This window comes from Micromonospora sp. AP08, from assembly GCF_008085935.1.
Taxonomy (GTDB): Bacteria; Actinomycetota; Actinomycetes; order Mycobacteriales; family Micromonosporaceae; genus Micromonospora; species Micromonospora chersina.
The window spans coordinates 104,613-121,228 of sequence record NZ_VSEZ01000001.1; the positions used below are offsets into that span (position 1 = coordinate 104,613).

Consider the following 16,616-nt stretch of genomic DNA (forward strand, 5'->3'; position numbering starts at 1 on the left):
ATTGCCGTGACTGCCGGTCATCTCGCCGATGATCGCCTCGGTCGCCGCACGGCACCACGGAACTTCTGCCATCCGCGCCGGCCGGGCTCGTACCGGCCGTCCAGCCGCTTGACGACCACCCCCTCGATCCCGGCCGCCGGGTACGTAGTCAGCCAATCCCCACGTCGTCCATGTCGGTGATCTGCGGCATGGGGGTCAGTTGCGCCGGCGCGGCCAAGCCGCCGATCAGATCCAGCAACGATGGCCAGCCGCCGCATGAGTGCCGTCGGGATCCCGTCGGCATGGTCCTGGCTGTCAACTCGTCACCGCAGACGACCTCCAGTACGTGATCTTCTTTTCCCAGCCGGCTGGTCGGCTTGCTGGTCACGGCGGCGGCCGACGCCCCTGATCCCCAATTCGTTCGAAACGGGCACCTTCTCAGCGGCCTTGCCGTGGCGGGGCCCGACAGCACTCACCGAGCGCAACTCGCTCACCTCCTGGGCAGATAGGCAGGGCGCGTTCGGGTAAGGAGCCAATGACACAACAGCCAAAACCCGCGGCGAGCAAAGGGTTTGGAAGGTGGCAGGTCATGACATCGGTCGGCCAGCGAATCAAGGGTTTCCTGAACAGCCCACAGGGGCGCAAGATGATTGACCGTGGGCGGCGCGAGGCGGCCAAGCCGAGCACCCAGACGAAGCTACGGCAATTGGCAGCGCGGATGACGGGGGGACCATCTGGCCGCCACTGACGGAGAGAATGGTGCGCGCGGTCGGGCTGTGCGCGATTGGGACGTCGGAGCGGATGGAACGAGGTGTGCCAGCACGGGCCTGTTGGGCGTGCTCACCCTTGCCGACCGGCAACCCCTCGGGCTACGCCGAGGTCGCGCTGCCTGACATCCGATGCGTGTCCCGCCCGCTGAGGTGACCGCGTGAACCCCGGCCTGTCCTGCGGACGTCACATGGCGGTCAGCCTGGGGTCGGTCGATTCCCGAGTGCTTGCGCGACGCCCAGCCACTCGCCGACTAACGACTCGGTGACACGCGGTGACATTCGGTGGGCGAGCAGCGCCAGATGCGGAACCGCCCCGGTTGTCACCTGTCTGCGCGAGCGGCGGCAGTCTGTGCGGCCACAGCAGGCATGGGCTGCGCGATCATGACCGGCGCCGGGCTTCGAGTGCCGCTCGATAGCGGGCCAGTTTCGCGTCGGACTCGGCGACGGTAGGTCCTTCTGGTACGACGGGGGCTGCGGCTGGCATGTCGGCGTGAGTCTGGTCGAGGAGCGCGGCGATGGTGTGACGCCGCTGTAGCGGCCCGCGGTTCGTGTCGATCCCCGACGCAAGTTAGAACATGATCCACTTGAGGCGACCTGAGCGGACATGTTGCGGGCCATCGACCGATAGGTCAATTCGGCCCTTGTCCGCGGGCTCGGCATCACACCGCACCTCGATGATGCTTCTCAAAGATCCTGATGATGCTTCCCAAGGCTCCCACGAGTTGTGGATCTCCTCCGGAGTGAGGTGGCGTCGTCCGCCGAGGCGTCGCAGGGCGGCCTCGGCCGCAGCCTGCTCGGCTTGGACCTCCGCGATCCACCGGCCGACGCTGCCGGCACCTCGTGCATTACTCCGCGGCGGGCAGCCACACACGGACGCTGCTCGCCGAGGCGCTGTCCTACGCCGACCACTCGGACAACCCGGACCGACGCGACGATCAGCCACACCTGCATGGGCGGAGGCCCGCAGCTCGCCCGCGCGTCGTAGGGGCTCCGCTTGTTCCTATCGCGCCGACTGATCGAGGCGGCCTGTTGCGTGCTCGCGACCCGCCCGCGCTCCGAACCTCGCCGCTGCCACGAATGATGGCAGCCGCCGAGCCGCCTGCCGGGCGAGTATCGCGCACCCGATCCCGACGGCGAGGGATGCGGCCAGCGCCGCCGCCCGCGACCAGGGGCCGACGATCGGCATCACCTGCCAGTGGGTGAGGTAGATCCAGAGTGAGCTGGCGGCCAGCGAGGCGGCCGCGCGATTGACGGCCGGCCGGCTCGGCAGCCGCGGCACCCAGACGAGGAGGGCGAAGCCGGCGACGATGAACGTCTCGCGGAACGGTTCGCCGAACAGGCCCGGCACCGTGAGTGCCGCCGTGGCGGTGACGGCCACGCGCTGGGCGGTCCGGGCGGCGCGGGCCGCGGCCCAGCCGAGCGCGAAGAGCCAGCACACCACCACGGCCGACGGCACGTAGCCGAACGTGGCGAGGCCGGGCAGGTCGTACCGGGTGACCAGGCCGAGGGCGGCGAGCGCCAGCGGCAGGCCGAACGGGTACCGCCGTTCGATCCGGTCCATCGCCGGCACGGCGATCAGCGCGGTCGTCGCCAGAAGGATGTAGACCAGCGCCTCGATGAACCAGAACTGCCACTCCGTCGCCCCGTCGTGCGGGCCGAGGACGCTGTTGAGCAGCAGCAGGTTGGTCAGCGTGTAGTCGCCGGTGACCGCCCCGGCCAGTGCGATGAAGGCCACCGACGGCAGCACGATCCGGCCGATCGCACGTACGGCGCCGCGTATCCGCTCCCGCCGGGCCGCGGTGGTGAGCTGGAACCGGGCGAAGTTGAACCCCGCTACGGCGAGCAGCAGGTGCGCCCCGCCCTTGACGGTGAAGACGGGAATGTGCGAACCGACGATGACCACGATCGCCAACGCCCGCAGGGCCACGCTGGTCTCCAGCACGCGGTGCCCGGTCGGGCGGGCCGGCGCGGATCGGGCCAGCTCCCGGATCGGCGTGGTGTGCCAGTCCGCGGGCAGGTCGCCGAGGAGCTCCTCGAGGCGGACCGACATCTCGACGTACGACAGGGAATCGCCGCCCAGGTCGACGAAGCTCTGGTCAGCGCTGACCTCGGGTTGGTCGAGCAGGTCGGCGTAGAGCCGGCAGAGCCGCTCGGTCCCGACGCCGGGCGCGTCGAGGGCGGGGACCGGCGGGGGAGCGGTGGTGAGGGCGCGGACGGCCGCCCGGTCCGGCTTGCCGTTGGCGAGCCGGGGCAGCTCGGCCAGCAGGTGCACGCGGACCACCCGGGCGGGCAGCCCCGCCGCGGCGGCGGCCAGCCGCCGTACCCGCTCGGGTCGGTGACCGTCCGTTGCGGCCACCAACAGCTCGCGGTCCGTCCCGACGCAGTACGCCTCGACGCCCGCCACGCGCAGCCGATCCTCCACCCGGCGCGGATCGACCCGCAGGCCGAAGATCTTCACGAACTCCGCGGTCCGCCCGACGATCTCGTAGAGCCCGTCCGGCCCACGCCGGGCCACGTCCCCGGTGGGCAGCTCCTCGACGGTGCGCCCCAGCGCCAGATCGCCCGGCTGTTCCGCGTAGCCCAGCATCACGTTGGGCCCGGCGTAGACCAGCTCGCCCGTGTCCGGCTCGGGTCGGTCCGGCAGCGCCCGCAGCCGGAATGACCCGCCCGGGATGGGCACACCGATCGCCTCGGGCCGCAGCTCGGCCAGTTCCGGCGGCAGGTACGCCATCCGGGCGGTGGCCTCGGTCTGGCCGTACATCACGAAGAACCGCCAGCCGTGGCGGCGGCCGAGGGCGGCGTACCGGGCCACCCGCTCCGGGGCGAGCCGGCCCCCGGCCTGGGTGACGTACCGCAGGTGGGGCAGGCGCATCCGGTCGAAGCCGACCCGGTCCAGCAGGTCGAAGGTGTACGGCACGCCGGCCAGGCTGGTGCCGCGCTCGGCCCGGAACAGCTCCCAGAAGCAGCGGTCGGTGACCGAGAGCCCGGTGAGGATGAGCGCCGCCCCGCGCAGCAGATGGCTGTTCACCACGGACAGGCCGTAGCAGTAGTGCAGCGGCAGCGTGGTGGCGGCCCGGTCGGTGTCGCGGATGTCCAGGTACTCGGCGATCGACTCGGCGTTGGCCTGAAGGTTCTCAAACGACAGCCGGACCAGCTTCGGGGAGCCGGTCGACCCGGAGGTGCTGAGCAGCAGCGCCAGGTCGGGGTGCAGCTCGTGGCCGGTGCCCGGGCGCCGCTCGTCGACCACCAGCTCTCCGTCGACGCGGTGGATCAGCACGTCCGGGTCGTACGCCCGGGCCATCTCGCTGACCGCGGCGTGGTGGTCCCCCGGCACCAGCAGCAGGGGATGCCCGCCGGTCAGCGCCGCCAGGTACGCGACCAGTTCGTCGACCCGGTTCGCCCCGGCGAGCAACACCAGCCGGCGGGTCGTGCCGAGCCGGGCGGCCACCTCGCTGACCCGCGCGGCGAGCTCGGCGTAGCTCAACCGGCCGTCGGCGGTGATCACAGCCGGCCGGTCGCCGTGCTCTGCCAGGGCACGGACGAACGGCGCCGGCCCGGTGTCGGGGAGGACGCGCATGGGCGACAGATTAGGGCAGCCTCACCTAAGAGAAAAGCGGGGGTGGCCTGCGTCATCTCCTGGCTGTCGGGCGACGCCCCTCATCCACCAGTCAGTGTCGGGGAAACGAGCGGACGGCAGCGGGTACGGCGATACCCACCTTGTCGCCCACGTGCGGTACGCGATCGCCGGGGACGCGCGCCACCAGACGGGTGGTCTGGCCGACCAGTTCCAGGCGGACCATGGCGTCGGCGCCCTGGTAGGTCACCGACCAGACCGAAGCCGTGATGTCGGACGGCTCGCTCAGGACGAGTTGCTCGGGTCGGACCAGCACGAGTACGTCGCCGGTGGCCGGTTCGGCCAGGTCGAGCCGGCCCAGGCAGCAGGAGACGGTCCGGCCGACGGCCTGCCCGTCGAGGAGCATCGCGTCGCCCAGGAACCGGCCGACCTCGGGCGTGGCCGGTGCGCCGTAGACGCCGGCCGGGCTGTCGATCTGGGCGAAACGACCGTCGAACATGACGGCCACCTGGTCGGCGAACGACAACGCCTCGGCCTGGTCATGTGTCACGAGGACGGTGGTTGCGCCCTGCGCGGCGAGAGCGGCACGGGTGGCCTCGCGGGTTGCGGCGCGCAGCGCGGTGTCGAGCGATGAGAACGGCTCGTCGAGCAGCACCACGGATGGTTCGCGGGCCAGGGCCCGGGCGAGCGCGACGCGCTGCTGCTGCCCGCCGGACAGCTCGTCCGGTCGGCGGCGGGCCAGGCTCGGTGACAGGCCGACGAGTTCGAGCAACGGCTCGACCTGGGCCGCGCGGCGCCGTTCGGCTCTCGGCAGCCCGAAGGTGATGTTGCCGGCGACGTCGAGGTGCGGGAAGAGTGCGCCGTCCTGTCGGACGTAACCTATGCCGCGCCGCTCCGGAGCGACCAACGTCGGTCCGTCGGTGAGCACCTCGCCGCGTACCTCGATTCGCCCGCGGTCGGGCCGGATGAACCCGGCGATCGCCCGCAGCAGTGTGGTCTTGCCGCTGCCGGAGGGACCGAGCACCGCGGTGACGCCGCCCGCGCGCACGTGCAGATCGACCTGATCCAGCACCGGCGGGCCGCCGTACCCGACGGTGAGCCCGGTGATGGAGATGCCGGCGCCGCTCATCGCTGGTCCAGGATCTGCCGGCGCAGCAGGACGGTGAGCGGGGCGGACAGGGCGATCATCGCCGCAGCGTACGGGGCACTCGCCACGTAGTCCAACTGGTCGCTGGCCGACCAGAACGCGGTGGCCAGCGTCTCGGTGCCGGTCGGGGCGAGGAGGAGGGTCGCTGTCAGTTCGGTCGACGTCGCGAGGAAGACCAGCACGAATCCGGTCAGCGCCGATGGCAGGACCAGCGGGAGGACCACCCGGATAAGGGTACGGAGACCGGACAGCCCGAGCGAACGTGATGCCTCGAGGAGTTCGGGCGGAGCCGCGGCCAGGCCGGACCGCCAGGCGACCATGGCGCGGGGCATGAAGAGCACCGTGTAGGCCAGCACCGCGAGTGCGGCGGTCTGGTAGACCGGACGGGCCCACTGCACCGCCAGCGTCACCAGCGCCAGCCCGATCACGACCCCGGGAAGTGCGCTCGCCAGATAGGTCACCCGCTCCAGCGTGGTCGACAGCCGGGACGGGTACCGGTGCAGCAGCCAGGCAGCGGGCAGCGCGGCGACCGACGCCGCCAGGCCCGCCAGCACCGCAAGGCCGACGGTCGAACCGGTCGCCGTGAGCAGCGGGCCGACGGACACCGCGCCGGACGTGACCGCCCGCACCAGCCAACGCAGCACCAACACCAGCGGAACCAGCAGCGCCAAGCCGACCAGCGCGGCGAGTGCGGCGGACGCGGGGACGGTCCACGCGCCCAGGCGGTACGCGACCGGACGCTGCCGGGCGCCGGCGCCCACCCGGGCGATCCGTGTGCGGCCGCGCAGTGGCACCTCGAGCGCCAGCAGACCGACGCAGAGCACCACCAGGACCGCGGCCAGCAGACTGCCGGCGGCGTTGCTGAACCCGATCGCGAACTGCTGGAGGATCGCCGTGGTGAAGGTGGGAAACCGCATCATCTGCAGGACGCCGAACTCGGCCAGCAGGTGCAGGGCCACCAGCAACGCGCCACCGGTGATGGCCGGTCGCAACTGCGGCATCGCCACCCGCAGTACCGCTCCCAGACCGGATGAGCCGAGCGACCGCGCGGCGTCGAGGTGCCCCTGGTCGAGCGCCCGCAGCAGGGCCGCGGCCGGCAGGAAGACGAACGGGTAGTAGGCCAGGGCGGTGATGAACACCGCGCCGCCCAGCCCCTGGACCTGCGGCAGCACCGACGTCCAGGCGTAGCTGCTGACGAACGCCGGGATGGCGAGCGGTGCCAGGAGCAGGGTGCGCCACGTGCCGGCGCCCGGCAGTGTCGTCCGTTCCACCAGCCAGGCCGCGCCACAGCCCAGCAGCACGGTGATCGGAACGGTCAGCACGACGAGGAGCATGGTGTTGCCGAGCAGTTCGGCCGTTCTCGGCCGCAGCAGCAGCCTCGACGCCTCGTCGCCACTGGTGGAGGCCTGGCCGACCACGACCAGGACCGGCAGGACCATCACGGCCGCGACAAGCAGCGCGCCCGTCACGACAGGCCACGGCATCCGGGTGGACCGGCGGGCGCGTACGACCGGCCGGGGCGCCACCCGTTCCGGGTACCCGGCGGCGGGGGACTCGCGGAGGTCAGATGATGCCGACATCGGTCATCAGCTCAGTCACCTTCTCGGAGTTCAGCGTGAAGGGATCGACCGGGGGCGCCTGCAGACTGTTCAACGGCGGCAGCGCGGGAGCCGAGTCGACACCGCTGCCCACGGCGTACTCCATCGACTGGGAGTCGACCAGCACCTGCTGCCCGGCCTTGCTGGTGATGAACGCCAGGAACTTGTGGGCCTCGGCCGGCTTCTTCGTCCGGGCCAGCACGGCACCTCCGGACAGCGACACGAACGCGCCGGGGTCCTGATTACGGAAGTAGTGCAGGGCCGTGTTCGCGCTGCCTTCCCTGGTGCCAGCCTGGTCCCGGTACCAGTAGTAGTGGTAGATCACGCCGCACTCGATCTCACCGGCGTTGACCGACTTCATCGTGGCGATGTTGTTCTGCAGCACTCGGGCGTTGGACTTCAGGCCGTTCAGCCAGTCAGTGGTCTTCTGCTCGCCCTGACCGGCGAGCATGCCCGCGACGATGGCCTGGAAGTCGGCACCACCCGGGGCGCACCCCCAGCGGTCCTTCCACCGCGGCGCGGCGAGATCCATCAGCGACTTCGGCAGGTCGGCCTTGTCGAGTTTGGCGGTGTTGTAGACCAGCACGGTCGACCGGGCGGCGATCGAGGTCCACGACTTCGACGACGGGGTCAGGTGAGCCGGCACCTGCCGCCGGGTCGCCTCGTCCAGCGGGGCGAGCAACTTGTTCCGCTCGACCAGCGTCATCGCCGGACTGTTCTCGGTGAGGAACACGTCGGCGGGCGACGCGGAGCCCTCGGCCACGATCTGATGACCCATCGATGCGTCGGAGCCCTTGCGGACCTGCACCTTGATGCCGGTCGCCGAGGTGAACGCCTCGGCCCACGCCTTGGTGAGGTTCTCGTGCTGCGCGGAGTAGACCTGCAGCGCATCGGGGTCGGCCTTGTACCCGCCCTCGGATTTCGACCCGCACCCCACCAGGCCCACCGCCCCGAGGGCCCCCAGGCCGGTCAGGAACGTGCGTCGACGCATGTCATGTCCTCTCTCACGAGTTGCTTCGCCGGATGACTGCGACCGCGGGCCGAGGCGACAGCCGCCGGCGCAGGACGTGGTTGCCGACCGCACAGAACCCCAGACCGGTGGCGATCGCGGCCGTGAACTGGACGATCGGAGAATCGAAGAACGCGAACACCTGGAACTGCACGAGGTAGATGTGCAGTGAGGCGGCCGCCAGTGCGCCGAGCGGACGGACGAGCAGCCGCGGCACTGGCAGCGCGGGTACGAGCGCCAGCACAGTGAGCCCGACCATGATGGTCAGGTTGCGTGCGGGATCTCCGGCGAAGAAGCCGAAGGCGGCGCCGGCGGCGACCGCCACGGTGACCAGGCGGCGCTTCCGGCTGTCGGCCACCGCCATCGCGATCCCCGCCACGAAGAGCCATGCCACCGTGCCGGGCAGGCCACGCAGCGGACCGTCGTACAACGCGAGCACCAGATAGCGGGGCACCAGCAGCACGCCCAGAGCGACCATCGCGGTGCGCCAGGCGTCGGCGGTGTATGCGGCCCGTAGCCACGGAACAGCCAGCGCGGCGACGGTGGCAGACATGATCACCAGGTAGGCCTCGACGAACCAGAAGTCGTTGATGTCCCGCGGCCGGGCGAGCCAGTGCACCAGCGCGAGGTTCGACCAGTGGACCGTTCCGAACCCGAACAGCATCACCGCCGCCACGGTCACCGCCGGGACGACGACCCCGACCGCGATCCGGGCGGTCCGCCGCGCGCGCTGCCCCGTCGTCGGCGAGGCGAGTACGTACCTCGCGAACAGGAAACCCGCGACCGCGAGCAGGGTGTGCGCTCCGCCGGGCAGCCGGAACAACCCGACATGACTGCCACAGATCGTCACCACCGCCACGCCGCGCAGGACGACGGTCGTCTCCACCCGTGCCAGCGGACGCCACCACCGGGAACGCGGCACCCGGTCGGCGAGCGCGATCAGGTCGCGCACCGGGCGGTGGTGCCAGTCAGACGGCAGGTCACCGAGCAGACGCGTCAGGCCGACGGACGCCACGACGTGGCTGAAGGAGTCGCCGCCGAGCTCGACGAACGACCGGTCGGGGTCGACGCCACCGGGGCCGACGAGCGGCTCCAGCACCGCGACCACCGCAGCGGCGGTCTCCGCCTGCTGGCCGGAGCTCTCCGTGACGTGCAGTTCGGCGCTGCGCCGGCGGTCGATCTTGCCGTTGGGCAGCAGCGGGAGGTCGTCGACCGCGCGGACCGAGATCACCGACCGGCTGAGACCGGAGAGCTGCGCTGCCCGGTCGCGAACCTGGTCGGGGGACTGCGCGCAGCGCCGGTAGGTGACCTGAAGCTGATCGTCGCGCCCGGTGACGCAGGACTGCAGCCCCTGGCCGCGCAGGGAGCGCTCGACCTGACCGAGGTCGATCCGGATTCCCATGATCTTCACGAAGTCGGACCGCCGCCCGACGATCCGGACCAGCCCGTCCGCGTCGATCCGCGCCAGGTCGCCGGTCCGCAGCTCGGTGTGCATCCGACCCAGGGCCAGGTCGTCGGGCTGCTCGGCGTACCCGAGCATGACGCCCGGTCCCGTGAACACGAGTTCGCCGACCGAGCCGTCGGGCGAACCCACCGCTTCGTCGATTCCGGCCGTGTCGAGCCGGAACGCCGACCCGGCGATCGGCCATCCCACCGCATCGGGGTACCGCTCCGACAGTTCGGGTGGCAATACGGCCATCCGCGCGGTGGCCTCGGTCTGGCCGTACATCACTGCCATCTCCCAGCCCGCCGCGCGGCCCCGGGCGGCGAGCTCCCGCACCCGCGCCGGCGGCAACGCGCCGCCGGCCTGGGCGAGCAGCCGGAGGGAAGGCAGATGGCCGAGCACACCCTGGACGTCGAGCAGATCCACCACGTGCGGAGTGGCGGCGACCAGAGTCACCCGGTCGCGGCGCAGGTCATCGGCGAAGCCGGGGTCGGTCACCGACCCGGGCCGCAGCACCGTGGTGGCACCCGCGCGGAGTTGGGCGTGCAGCACCGACAGCCCGAAGCAGTAGTGCAGCGGTAGCGAGGTGACGGCACGGTCGGCCGGCGTGATCGACAGCGCGGCCGCGATCGCCTCGGCGTTGCTGACCACGTTGCGGTGGCTGAGGCGAACCAGCTTGGGTGAGCCGGTGCTGCCCGACGTACTGAGCAGCAGCGCCAGATCGGGATGCAGGAGGTGCCGCGGTTGCGCGGTGTCACTGCTCGGCGTCGCGTTCACGAAGGTGCCGTCCGGCCGGAGCGACAGGTCGGGCTGGTAGACCGCGGTGATGGACTGATGCTCGGACGGGGTGACCAGTGCCACGTGCCCGGCCGACAGCACTGCCAGGTAGCCCAGCACCAGGTCGCGATGCGGTGCCAGCGGCACGTGCACGAGCCGACGACCAGCCAGCGCTGGCGGCAGGCTGGCCGCGAGCGCAGCCACCCGGTCGGCCAGTTCCCCGTAACTGAGACGGCCGGCCGAGTCGATAAGGGCAGGGTGGTGCGTGTCGGCCGTGTCAGACACTGGGACGGCGGCGCGCACCCGCCGGGGATCCAGCAGAGACACGGTAGGTGAGGCTAACCTAATGACCTGTGGCTGTCCAACCGTCGACGACGAGCAGGATCACGGTGTTCACCGTGGGCTTGACCAGGGCCCACGTCGGATTGATGAACCTGCTCGACCCCCGCGAACGGCAGCGCCTCGATCGGGCCGTAGCTGAGGCGGATCGCGCCCGGTTCCTGCTCGGAGCGGCACTGCTGCGCTCCGTCGCCGGCTCGATGCTCGGCGTTCCCGCCGAGGCGGTGACGGTGGACCGGACCTGCTCTCACTGCGGCCGCTGGCACGGTCGGCCGACGCTGCCCGGCACCGCACTGCACATGTCGGTGTCGCACAGCGGCGCGGTGGTGACCGTCGCAGCCCTGCCCGGCGGCGGGCGGGTCGGGGTCGATGTCGAGCGGACCGGTGATCGGCCGGTGTGGGAGGTGGTCGCCTGGACAATCGCAGAAGCCCGGTTCAAGGCCGGTGGCGGGCCGGGCCTGACACTCCACCGGCTGCCGCCCCCTGCGCCCGGGCACGTGCTGACCTTGGCCACCAGCCGGGAGGCGGCCGCGGTCGAGGTGGTCGACGCGACGCCCCTGCTCTCGCCATCTACATGACAATTTGGCCCCGCGGCGGCTGTGCAGCCGATCGCGGCCCGCCTGATCAACTAGAGGCCGGCCGGTCAGGTTGGCAACCGCCGCCGCTTCCGGATCGGCATCGGTGTCAACGCGACGCCCGATCCGCCCGCGCGGCGCCGAGGAGACATTCCTGTCCACGCAGCCGCCGTCACTCAGCCGGCGGTCAGGTGCTTGTGCATCTATCAGTGATTGGCTGGTGGGCAGAGGAGCGGCTCAACGATTGGTAGCTGTAGGAGCCCCGGGCAACGGCTGACCATCGAAGGCTCTGGCGAGGGGGACCCGGTTGAGGCTGGGCCGGTGGTCGGGCGCGGCGTTGTGCTCGCGGTCGAATCGGCCGTCCGAACACGACGAGTGGTCGTTTTCGAGTTGCCAGCGGAGTCCGTGGCCGCTGATTTAGCGGCGGTTCCACGGCTCGCCTCGGCTTGACGCGGGACCGATCTGTCTTGTCGTGGTGCCCCGCCCGTCGGCGGCGGGGCCGCTTCCGTCGGCGACGGGCGCGTACCGCTGGTCGGCGTCGCAGGCGTTGCCGGCGTGCTCGGGACGGTGGTGCCGATGGCGCGCGGCGGGTCGACGGTGGCGTTGTGGGGTGCCCCTGCCCGGTGCGGCGAGTCGGGCTGTTCCGGTTTCAGCGTGCCGGCAGACAGCGCGGCGAACGCCAGTGCGAGGAGGGCGGCAGCGGCCGCGGTCAGACGGCCGGGGCGTAGTGGAGTCGGCGTGGCTTGGTCTGGCTCTACCGGTGGTGGTGGTAGCGGCCGAGTGCCCTGGTGCGCCGCGAGCAGGTTGTCGATCTGCGCGGCGACGGCGGCGCGTTTCCCGGTGGCGGCGGCGAAGGCGAGGGTGAGGTAGAAGCGGAAGTTCACGGTGGCGGTGCCGGGCACGAGCAGCCCGGCGAGCCGGCCCCCGTCGGTGGTGTGTAGCAGCGTGAGTGGGATGTCGGGGTGATGCGCGGGTCCCACCATCGCCAGGTATCGCCACTCGCGCCGGCGTCGGTGTCCGGAGAAGGCCACCCGATGGTTCGTGACGACGGCCATGCCAGCGTCGACGATCCGCAGGGCGCCCGGCAGTGGGCGGCCGGGTGCGCCGACGCTTGCCGCGGCGCCGGCAAGCCCGGGCGTGGGTAGTCCGGGGACGTGGCGTGCCTGCGCCTCGACCAGCTCGACGGCGGGCAGCACCCGGTAGACAACCTCGTCGTCGTCAAGGTCGACCGGCAGGCCGGTACGTGGCTGCATACATCCGAGGAACCCGGCTGCCTCGATCCGCAGTCGGATCAGCTCGTCGTGGCGTCGGTGCCAGGCCCGGGCCCGTATGGCGTATTCGTGTCGCCGCCGGTCGTTCTCGCGCTCGGCCCACCTGCTCGGCCATCCGGGGCGCGTCGCCGTCGGGGTCATGATGATCGCCGTAATGTCGCCGTCACATTTTGTGCAACTGTTCATGGTCGGGCTGGGAAACGCGTGCGGAGTTCATGCTTCCTGTTGCTCCCCAAAAGCACCGATCTGTCTCGCGCCCACTCAGTCGATTTCGGTGTCTTCGACCGGCTGCAACTTCCCGGCCTGCACTGGCGCGTGACCGACGACGAGGCGTACGACGGGCCTTGGAGGGATCTTGGGTTCGTCGGTGCGGTTGGTTAGCATGCCCGTCGATGATGACGATCTTCCGTTCCTGGCGGTTACGCCGCGCGGCCCGTCGGCACTTCGGCTGGCACAGGCTGCGCGACACGCAGATGCGCGCTATGCGGGCCCTGCTCGCGGGCCGTGACGCGCTGGTCGTCCTGCCGACCGGGGGTGGGAAGTCTGCGGTGTACCAGGTTCCCGCCACGCTGCTGCGCGGCCCGACGGTGGTGATCTCACCGCTACTGGCACTACAGCAGGACCAAATAAGCAACCTCAACCAGCGCGACGATCCGGCGTTGCGGGCGGTCCGGATCAGTTCCGCGGAGAGCCAGAGCAAGCAGGAGGCCGCGCTGGCCGAGCTGCGCTCGGGTACGGCGAGATTCCTGTTCATCACCCCGGAGCAGCTCAGCTCGCCGGAACGGCTGGCCCAGGTCCGCGCGCTGCGCCCGGCGCTGGTGGCGGTTGACGAAGCGCATTGCATCTCGTCGTGGGGCCACGACTTCCGCCCCGACTACCTTTCCATCGGCCACCTTGTCCGCGGCCTGGGCAGACCACCCGTCGTGGCACTGACCGCCACGGCGTCGCCGCCGGTGCGCGATGACATCACCACGCGGCTCGGCATGCGCAAGCCGCGGCTGGTCTTGTCCGGGCTGGACCGCCCGAACCTCTTCGTGGCGGCCGCGCACTGCCCCAGCGAGGACTACCGGTGGCGCAGGCTGCTCACCCTGCTCAAGGAGGCCGACCCGCCCGGCATCGTGTACGTGCCGACCCGGCGTGCCGCCGAGGACCTCGCGCAACGGCTGTCCGAGGCGGGTTATCCCGCGCAGGCCTACCACGGTGGCATGGCGGCCGGGCTACGTCGCAGCCGCCACGAGGACTTCCTCGCCGACCGGATCCCGATCATGGTCGCCACGTCGGCGTTCGGGATGGGCATCGACAAGCCGAACATCCGCTGGGTGGCACACGTGGCGCTACCCGATTCACCGGACAGCTACCTGCAGGAGATCGGGCGAGCAGGGCGCGACGGTGAGCCGGCCAGGGCGTTGCTGCTCTACCGAGCCGAGGACATTGCGCTGCAACGCTTCTTCAAGGGCGGCGCACCTGACCTGGACGAGCTGCGAACGGTCGCCGCTACCCTGCATGCCGGCCCGGTGACGCGCTCCGCGCTGGCCAAGGCCACCGGCCTGAGCCCGCGCAAGATCGCCGCCCACCTCAGCCTGCTCGAGCAGGTTGGGGCGGCCACGACCGGGCCGAGGGGCGAACTGAGGGCCGGCCCGTATGCCCCGCTTCCCGACCAGGCGGCGCGGGAGGCGCTGGCCGAGTACGGCCGCTACCAGGCCGGGCAGCGCTCCCGCACCGACATGATGCGCCGCTTCGCCGAGAGCCGTGGCTGCCGGATGCAGTCGCTGCTCGGCTACTTCGGCGAGCAGTTGAGCCGACCCTGCGGCCACTGCGACAACTGCCAGGGCGGTACCTCCGAAGCGCTTCCGGGCGACGGCCCGTACCCACTCCACAGCCTGGTGCGGCACCCCAAATGGGGATCAGGCATGGTTCTCGGCTACGAGAAGGACCGTATGACGGTGCTCTTCGACGAGGTCGGCTACAAGACCCTGTCGGTCTCTGTCGTGCAAGCGCAGGGCCTGCTGGCGCTGGAGGCACATTCCCGGTAAGGAGCGCGTCGAGACCGGCCCTGCCTCGAAGAACTCTTCCCCACCCGATTTCTTCCTCAACGAGGTATCCGCCGACTACAGCTATCCCGCGTCTCGACTGCAACTGTGGCCCGGTCCTGCTCGCTGAACCCTCGCCGGGAGAGCCGGAAGGTGCGTCGTCGCGCTGGAAACCTGCGGGTCGCTACCGGCGGCGATCGGCCCTACGCTGGACGCCATGCCGGACGCCGCCCTCCACGGTGCCGAGGTGCCTTCCCGCGAAGCGATCCTCGACGCCGCCATGGCACTGATGGCGCGGCTCGGCTACGCCGGTACCTCGATCTCGAAGATCTCCGCCGCCTCCGGGTCGCCGGCCAGCTCGATCTACTGGCACTTCGGCAGCAAGGACGGGATCTACCTCGCCGTGCTCCGCCGGGCCCGCCAGCAGCTCGTCGACTCGCTCCCGGGGACCCCCGTCGGTGGCACGGTGGGGGAGCGGCTCACCGCGTTCCTCGACGGCGCGAGCGCCGCGTTCGAGCAGCACCCGCACGACCTGCGGCTGCTGCTCGATCTGGGCATGCTGGACAAGGGGGCCGCCGTCAGGGCCCTCGCCGAGCTGGGGCAGTATCGGCTCGCCCTGCGGCAGTGGGCCGTCGATTCGCTCCGCCACGTCTTCGACCTCGCCGACCGCCCGGCCGTCGCCGACGAACTGGCCCGCTTCATGCTCAGCGTGGTCGGCGGGACCGCGATCGGGCGCTGGTTCGACGGTCCGGTGACGTCGCTACCCGTACCGCAGTTGCGGGTCGCCCTGCTGGCCCTCGCCCGCCAGCAGGGACTGCCGGTCGACGAGCGCCCGCGGTAGGCCGGGGTCCGGGCTCGGCCTCTCGCAGGTCCGCGCACGAGGTGTCGGTTGAGCGCTGCACCTGGCATCCATTGACAACCATCGCTGCTCTGGTCATCCTGGACGAGTCAAGTTACTGAACGGTCACTAGCCATATACGTCCGTATATGGACCCGTTCGGGAGTAGGGCACAACCCAGGAAGGGGAGGACATGGTGTCTCTGCGCAGACTGGCGTTGACGGTGGCCGCCGCGGTCGCCGTCGCCGGCACCCCCGTTGCCGGCATCCCGGTGGCGAGCGCCGCGGACGAGGACCAGCAGCGGCCCGCGGCGACCGAGACGAGGACCATTCGCTACGGTCCGTGGACGCTTCCCGCCGCCACCGGTCACTCGCACGACGAGATGGGCAGCACCGGGAATCGGCTGGCATTCGACGTCGAAAAGCCCTGCACGAACTGCATGCTGACCGCGATCAAGCCGAACCTGGTGTACGAGGACGGCAGGAACGCCAACATCAACACCGGCCCGATGCTGCACCACGCCGTGATCGGCCAGCTCGGGAAGCCGGACCTGGTGTGCCGCCTCGGCGGGCTGGGCCCGAAGCGCCTGTTCTCGTCCGGCAACGAACGGACCCCGGCGACCCTGCCCGCCGGGTACGGGATGCGGGTCAACCCGAGCGACCGGTGGAGCATGGTGTACGACCTGATGAACCACGCCCACGCGGAGAAGACGGTCTACATCTCCATCGAGTACAGCTACGTCACCGGCCCGGCCGCGCGGCGACTGACGCCGGTCACCCCGATGTGGCTGGACGTGGTCGGCTGCCTCAACCCCACCTACGACGTTCCCGCCGGAGACACCACCCGAACCGCACGATGGACCTCGACGGTGAGCGGTGAGGTCGTCTACCTGAAGGGCCACCTGCACCACGGCGGCAGGACCATCACCGCCACCAACCTCACCACGGGCCAGCGAATGTGCGCGGTCACCGTGGTCCTGGGCGGCTCACCCGAGTTCATTGACGAGCACGGGAATGCCGAAATCTCCAGCGCACCACCGTGCGTCGGCGCTCCGGTCGCGACCGTCCGTCGCGGCGATGTCCTGGAGGTCGCGGCTCGCTACGTCGCCGACCATCCGCACGAGAACGTCATGGGCATCATGACCGGTTGGATCGCCGAGCGCTGACGGCGCCACCGACAACGCAGAGTGGGCGGGCCGCGGCAGGACAGGGCCCGTCCACGCTGTTCCGGCACGCAAGCATCGCGGAGATCGTCATGACAGCTCT

Annotated in this window: 11 protein-coding genes; 4 read left to right on the top strand and 7 right to left on the bottom strand. The window is 70.9% G+C overall.

The genetic code is table 11. The features are described 5' to 3' along the window. Nucleotides 1-148 precede the first annotated feature (148 nt). The 6 genes from FXF50_RS00455 to FXF50_RS00485 form a co-directional block, all read right to left on the bottom strand. Nucleotides 149-367 (bottom strand): hypothetical protein, encoded by a 219-nt coding sequence (locus FXF50_RS00455; RefSeq protein WP_148425200.1) that lies wholly within the window; start codon nucleotides 365-367, stop codon nucleotides 149-151. A 1,382-nt stretch (nucleotides 368-1,749) separates the two neighbouring features. Further along, entirely contained in the window at nucleotides 1,750-4,326 is a 2,577-nt protein-coding gene (locus FXF50_RS00465) for an AMP-binding protein (RefSeq protein WP_148425201.1), read from the bottom strand. Nucleotides 4,327-4,417: 91 nt separating this feature from the next. Next, on the bottom strand, nucleotides 4,418-5,452 hold the full coding sequence (locus tag FXF50_RS00470; protein WP_148425202.1) for an ABC transporter ATP-binding protein: 1,035 nt from the start codon (nucleotides 5,450-5,452) through the stop codon (nucleotides 4,418-4,420). Next, nucleotides 5,449-7,050, bottom strand: coding sequence for an iron ABC transporter permease (locus FXF50_RS00475; protein ID WP_148425203.1), 1,602 nt, complete (start codon nucleotides 7,048-7,050; stop codon nucleotides 5,449-5,451). Before FXF50_RS00475 ends, FXF50_RS00470 begins: the two co-directional genes overlap by 4 nt. Continuing rightward, complete coding sequence (locus FXF50_RS00480) at nucleotides 7,034-8,059, bottom strand: iron ABC transporter substrate-binding protein (protein WP_148425204.1); 1,026 nt, start codon at nucleotides 8,057-8,059, stop codon at nucleotides 7,034-7,036. The genes FXF50_RS00475 and FXF50_RS00480 overlap by 17 nt, the downstream gene beginning before the upstream one ends. 13 nt (nucleotides 8,060-8,072) lie before the next feature. Further along, the gene (locus tag FXF50_RS00485) at nucleotides 8,073-10,445 is read right to left on the bottom strand and encodes an AMP-binding protein (protein WP_148425205.1); all 2,373 of its coding nucleotides are present in this window, start codon (nucleotides 10,443-10,445) and stop codon (nucleotides 8,073-8,075) included. Nucleotides 10,446-10,696: 251 nt separating this feature from the next. On the opposite strand from FXF50_RS00485, the gene FXF50_RS00490 reads away from it, so the two are divergent. After that, nucleotides 10,697-11,215, top strand: a complete 519-nt coding sequence (locus FXF50_RS00490; RefSeq protein WP_148425206.1) for a 4'-phosphopantetheinyl transferase superfamily protein — start codon at nucleotides 10,697-10,699, stop codon at nucleotides 11,213-11,215. A 203-nt stretch (nucleotides 11,216-11,418) separates the two neighbouring features. On the opposite strand, the gene FXF50_RS00495 is transcribed toward FXF50_RS00490, so the two are convergent. Beyond that, the gene (locus FXF50_RS00495) at nucleotides 11,419-12,624 is read right to left on the bottom strand and encodes a hypothetical protein (RefSeq protein ID WP_148425207.1); all 1,206 of its coding nucleotides are present in this window, start codon (nucleotides 12,622-12,624) and stop codon (nucleotides 11,419-11,421) included. Between the two features lie 251 nt (nucleotides 12,625-12,875). Here FXF50_RS00495 and FXF50_RS00500 point away from each other — a divergent pair, with 251 nt between their 5' ends. The 3 genes from FXF50_RS00500 to FXF50_RS00510 all read left to right on the top strand — a co-directional run bounded on the left by FXF50_RS00500 (nucleotide 12,876) and on the right by FXF50_RS00510 (nucleotide 16,516). Then, complete coding sequence (locus tag FXF50_RS00500; protein WP_148425208.1) at nucleotides 12,876-14,516, top strand: ATP-dependent DNA helicase RecQ; 1,641 nt, start codon at nucleotides 12,876-12,878, stop codon at nucleotides 14,514-14,516. 214 nt (nucleotides 14,517-14,730) lie between these two features. Further along, nucleotides 14,731-15,354 (top strand): TetR/AcrR family transcriptional regulator, encoded by a 624-nt coding sequence (locus tag FXF50_RS00505; protein WP_148425209.1) that lies wholly within the window; start codon nucleotides 14,731-14,733, stop codon nucleotides 15,352-15,354. Nucleotides 15,355-15,547: 193 nt separating this feature from the next. Beyond that, nucleotides 15,548-16,516 carry a hypothetical protein gene (locus FXF50_RS00510; protein ID WP_148425210.1) on the top strand — a complete coding sequence of 323 codons (969 nt, stop codon included), beginning with the start codon at nucleotides 15,548-15,550 and terminating at the stop codon, nucleotides 16,514-16,516. Nucleotides 16,517-16,616: the final 100 nt, after the last annotated feature.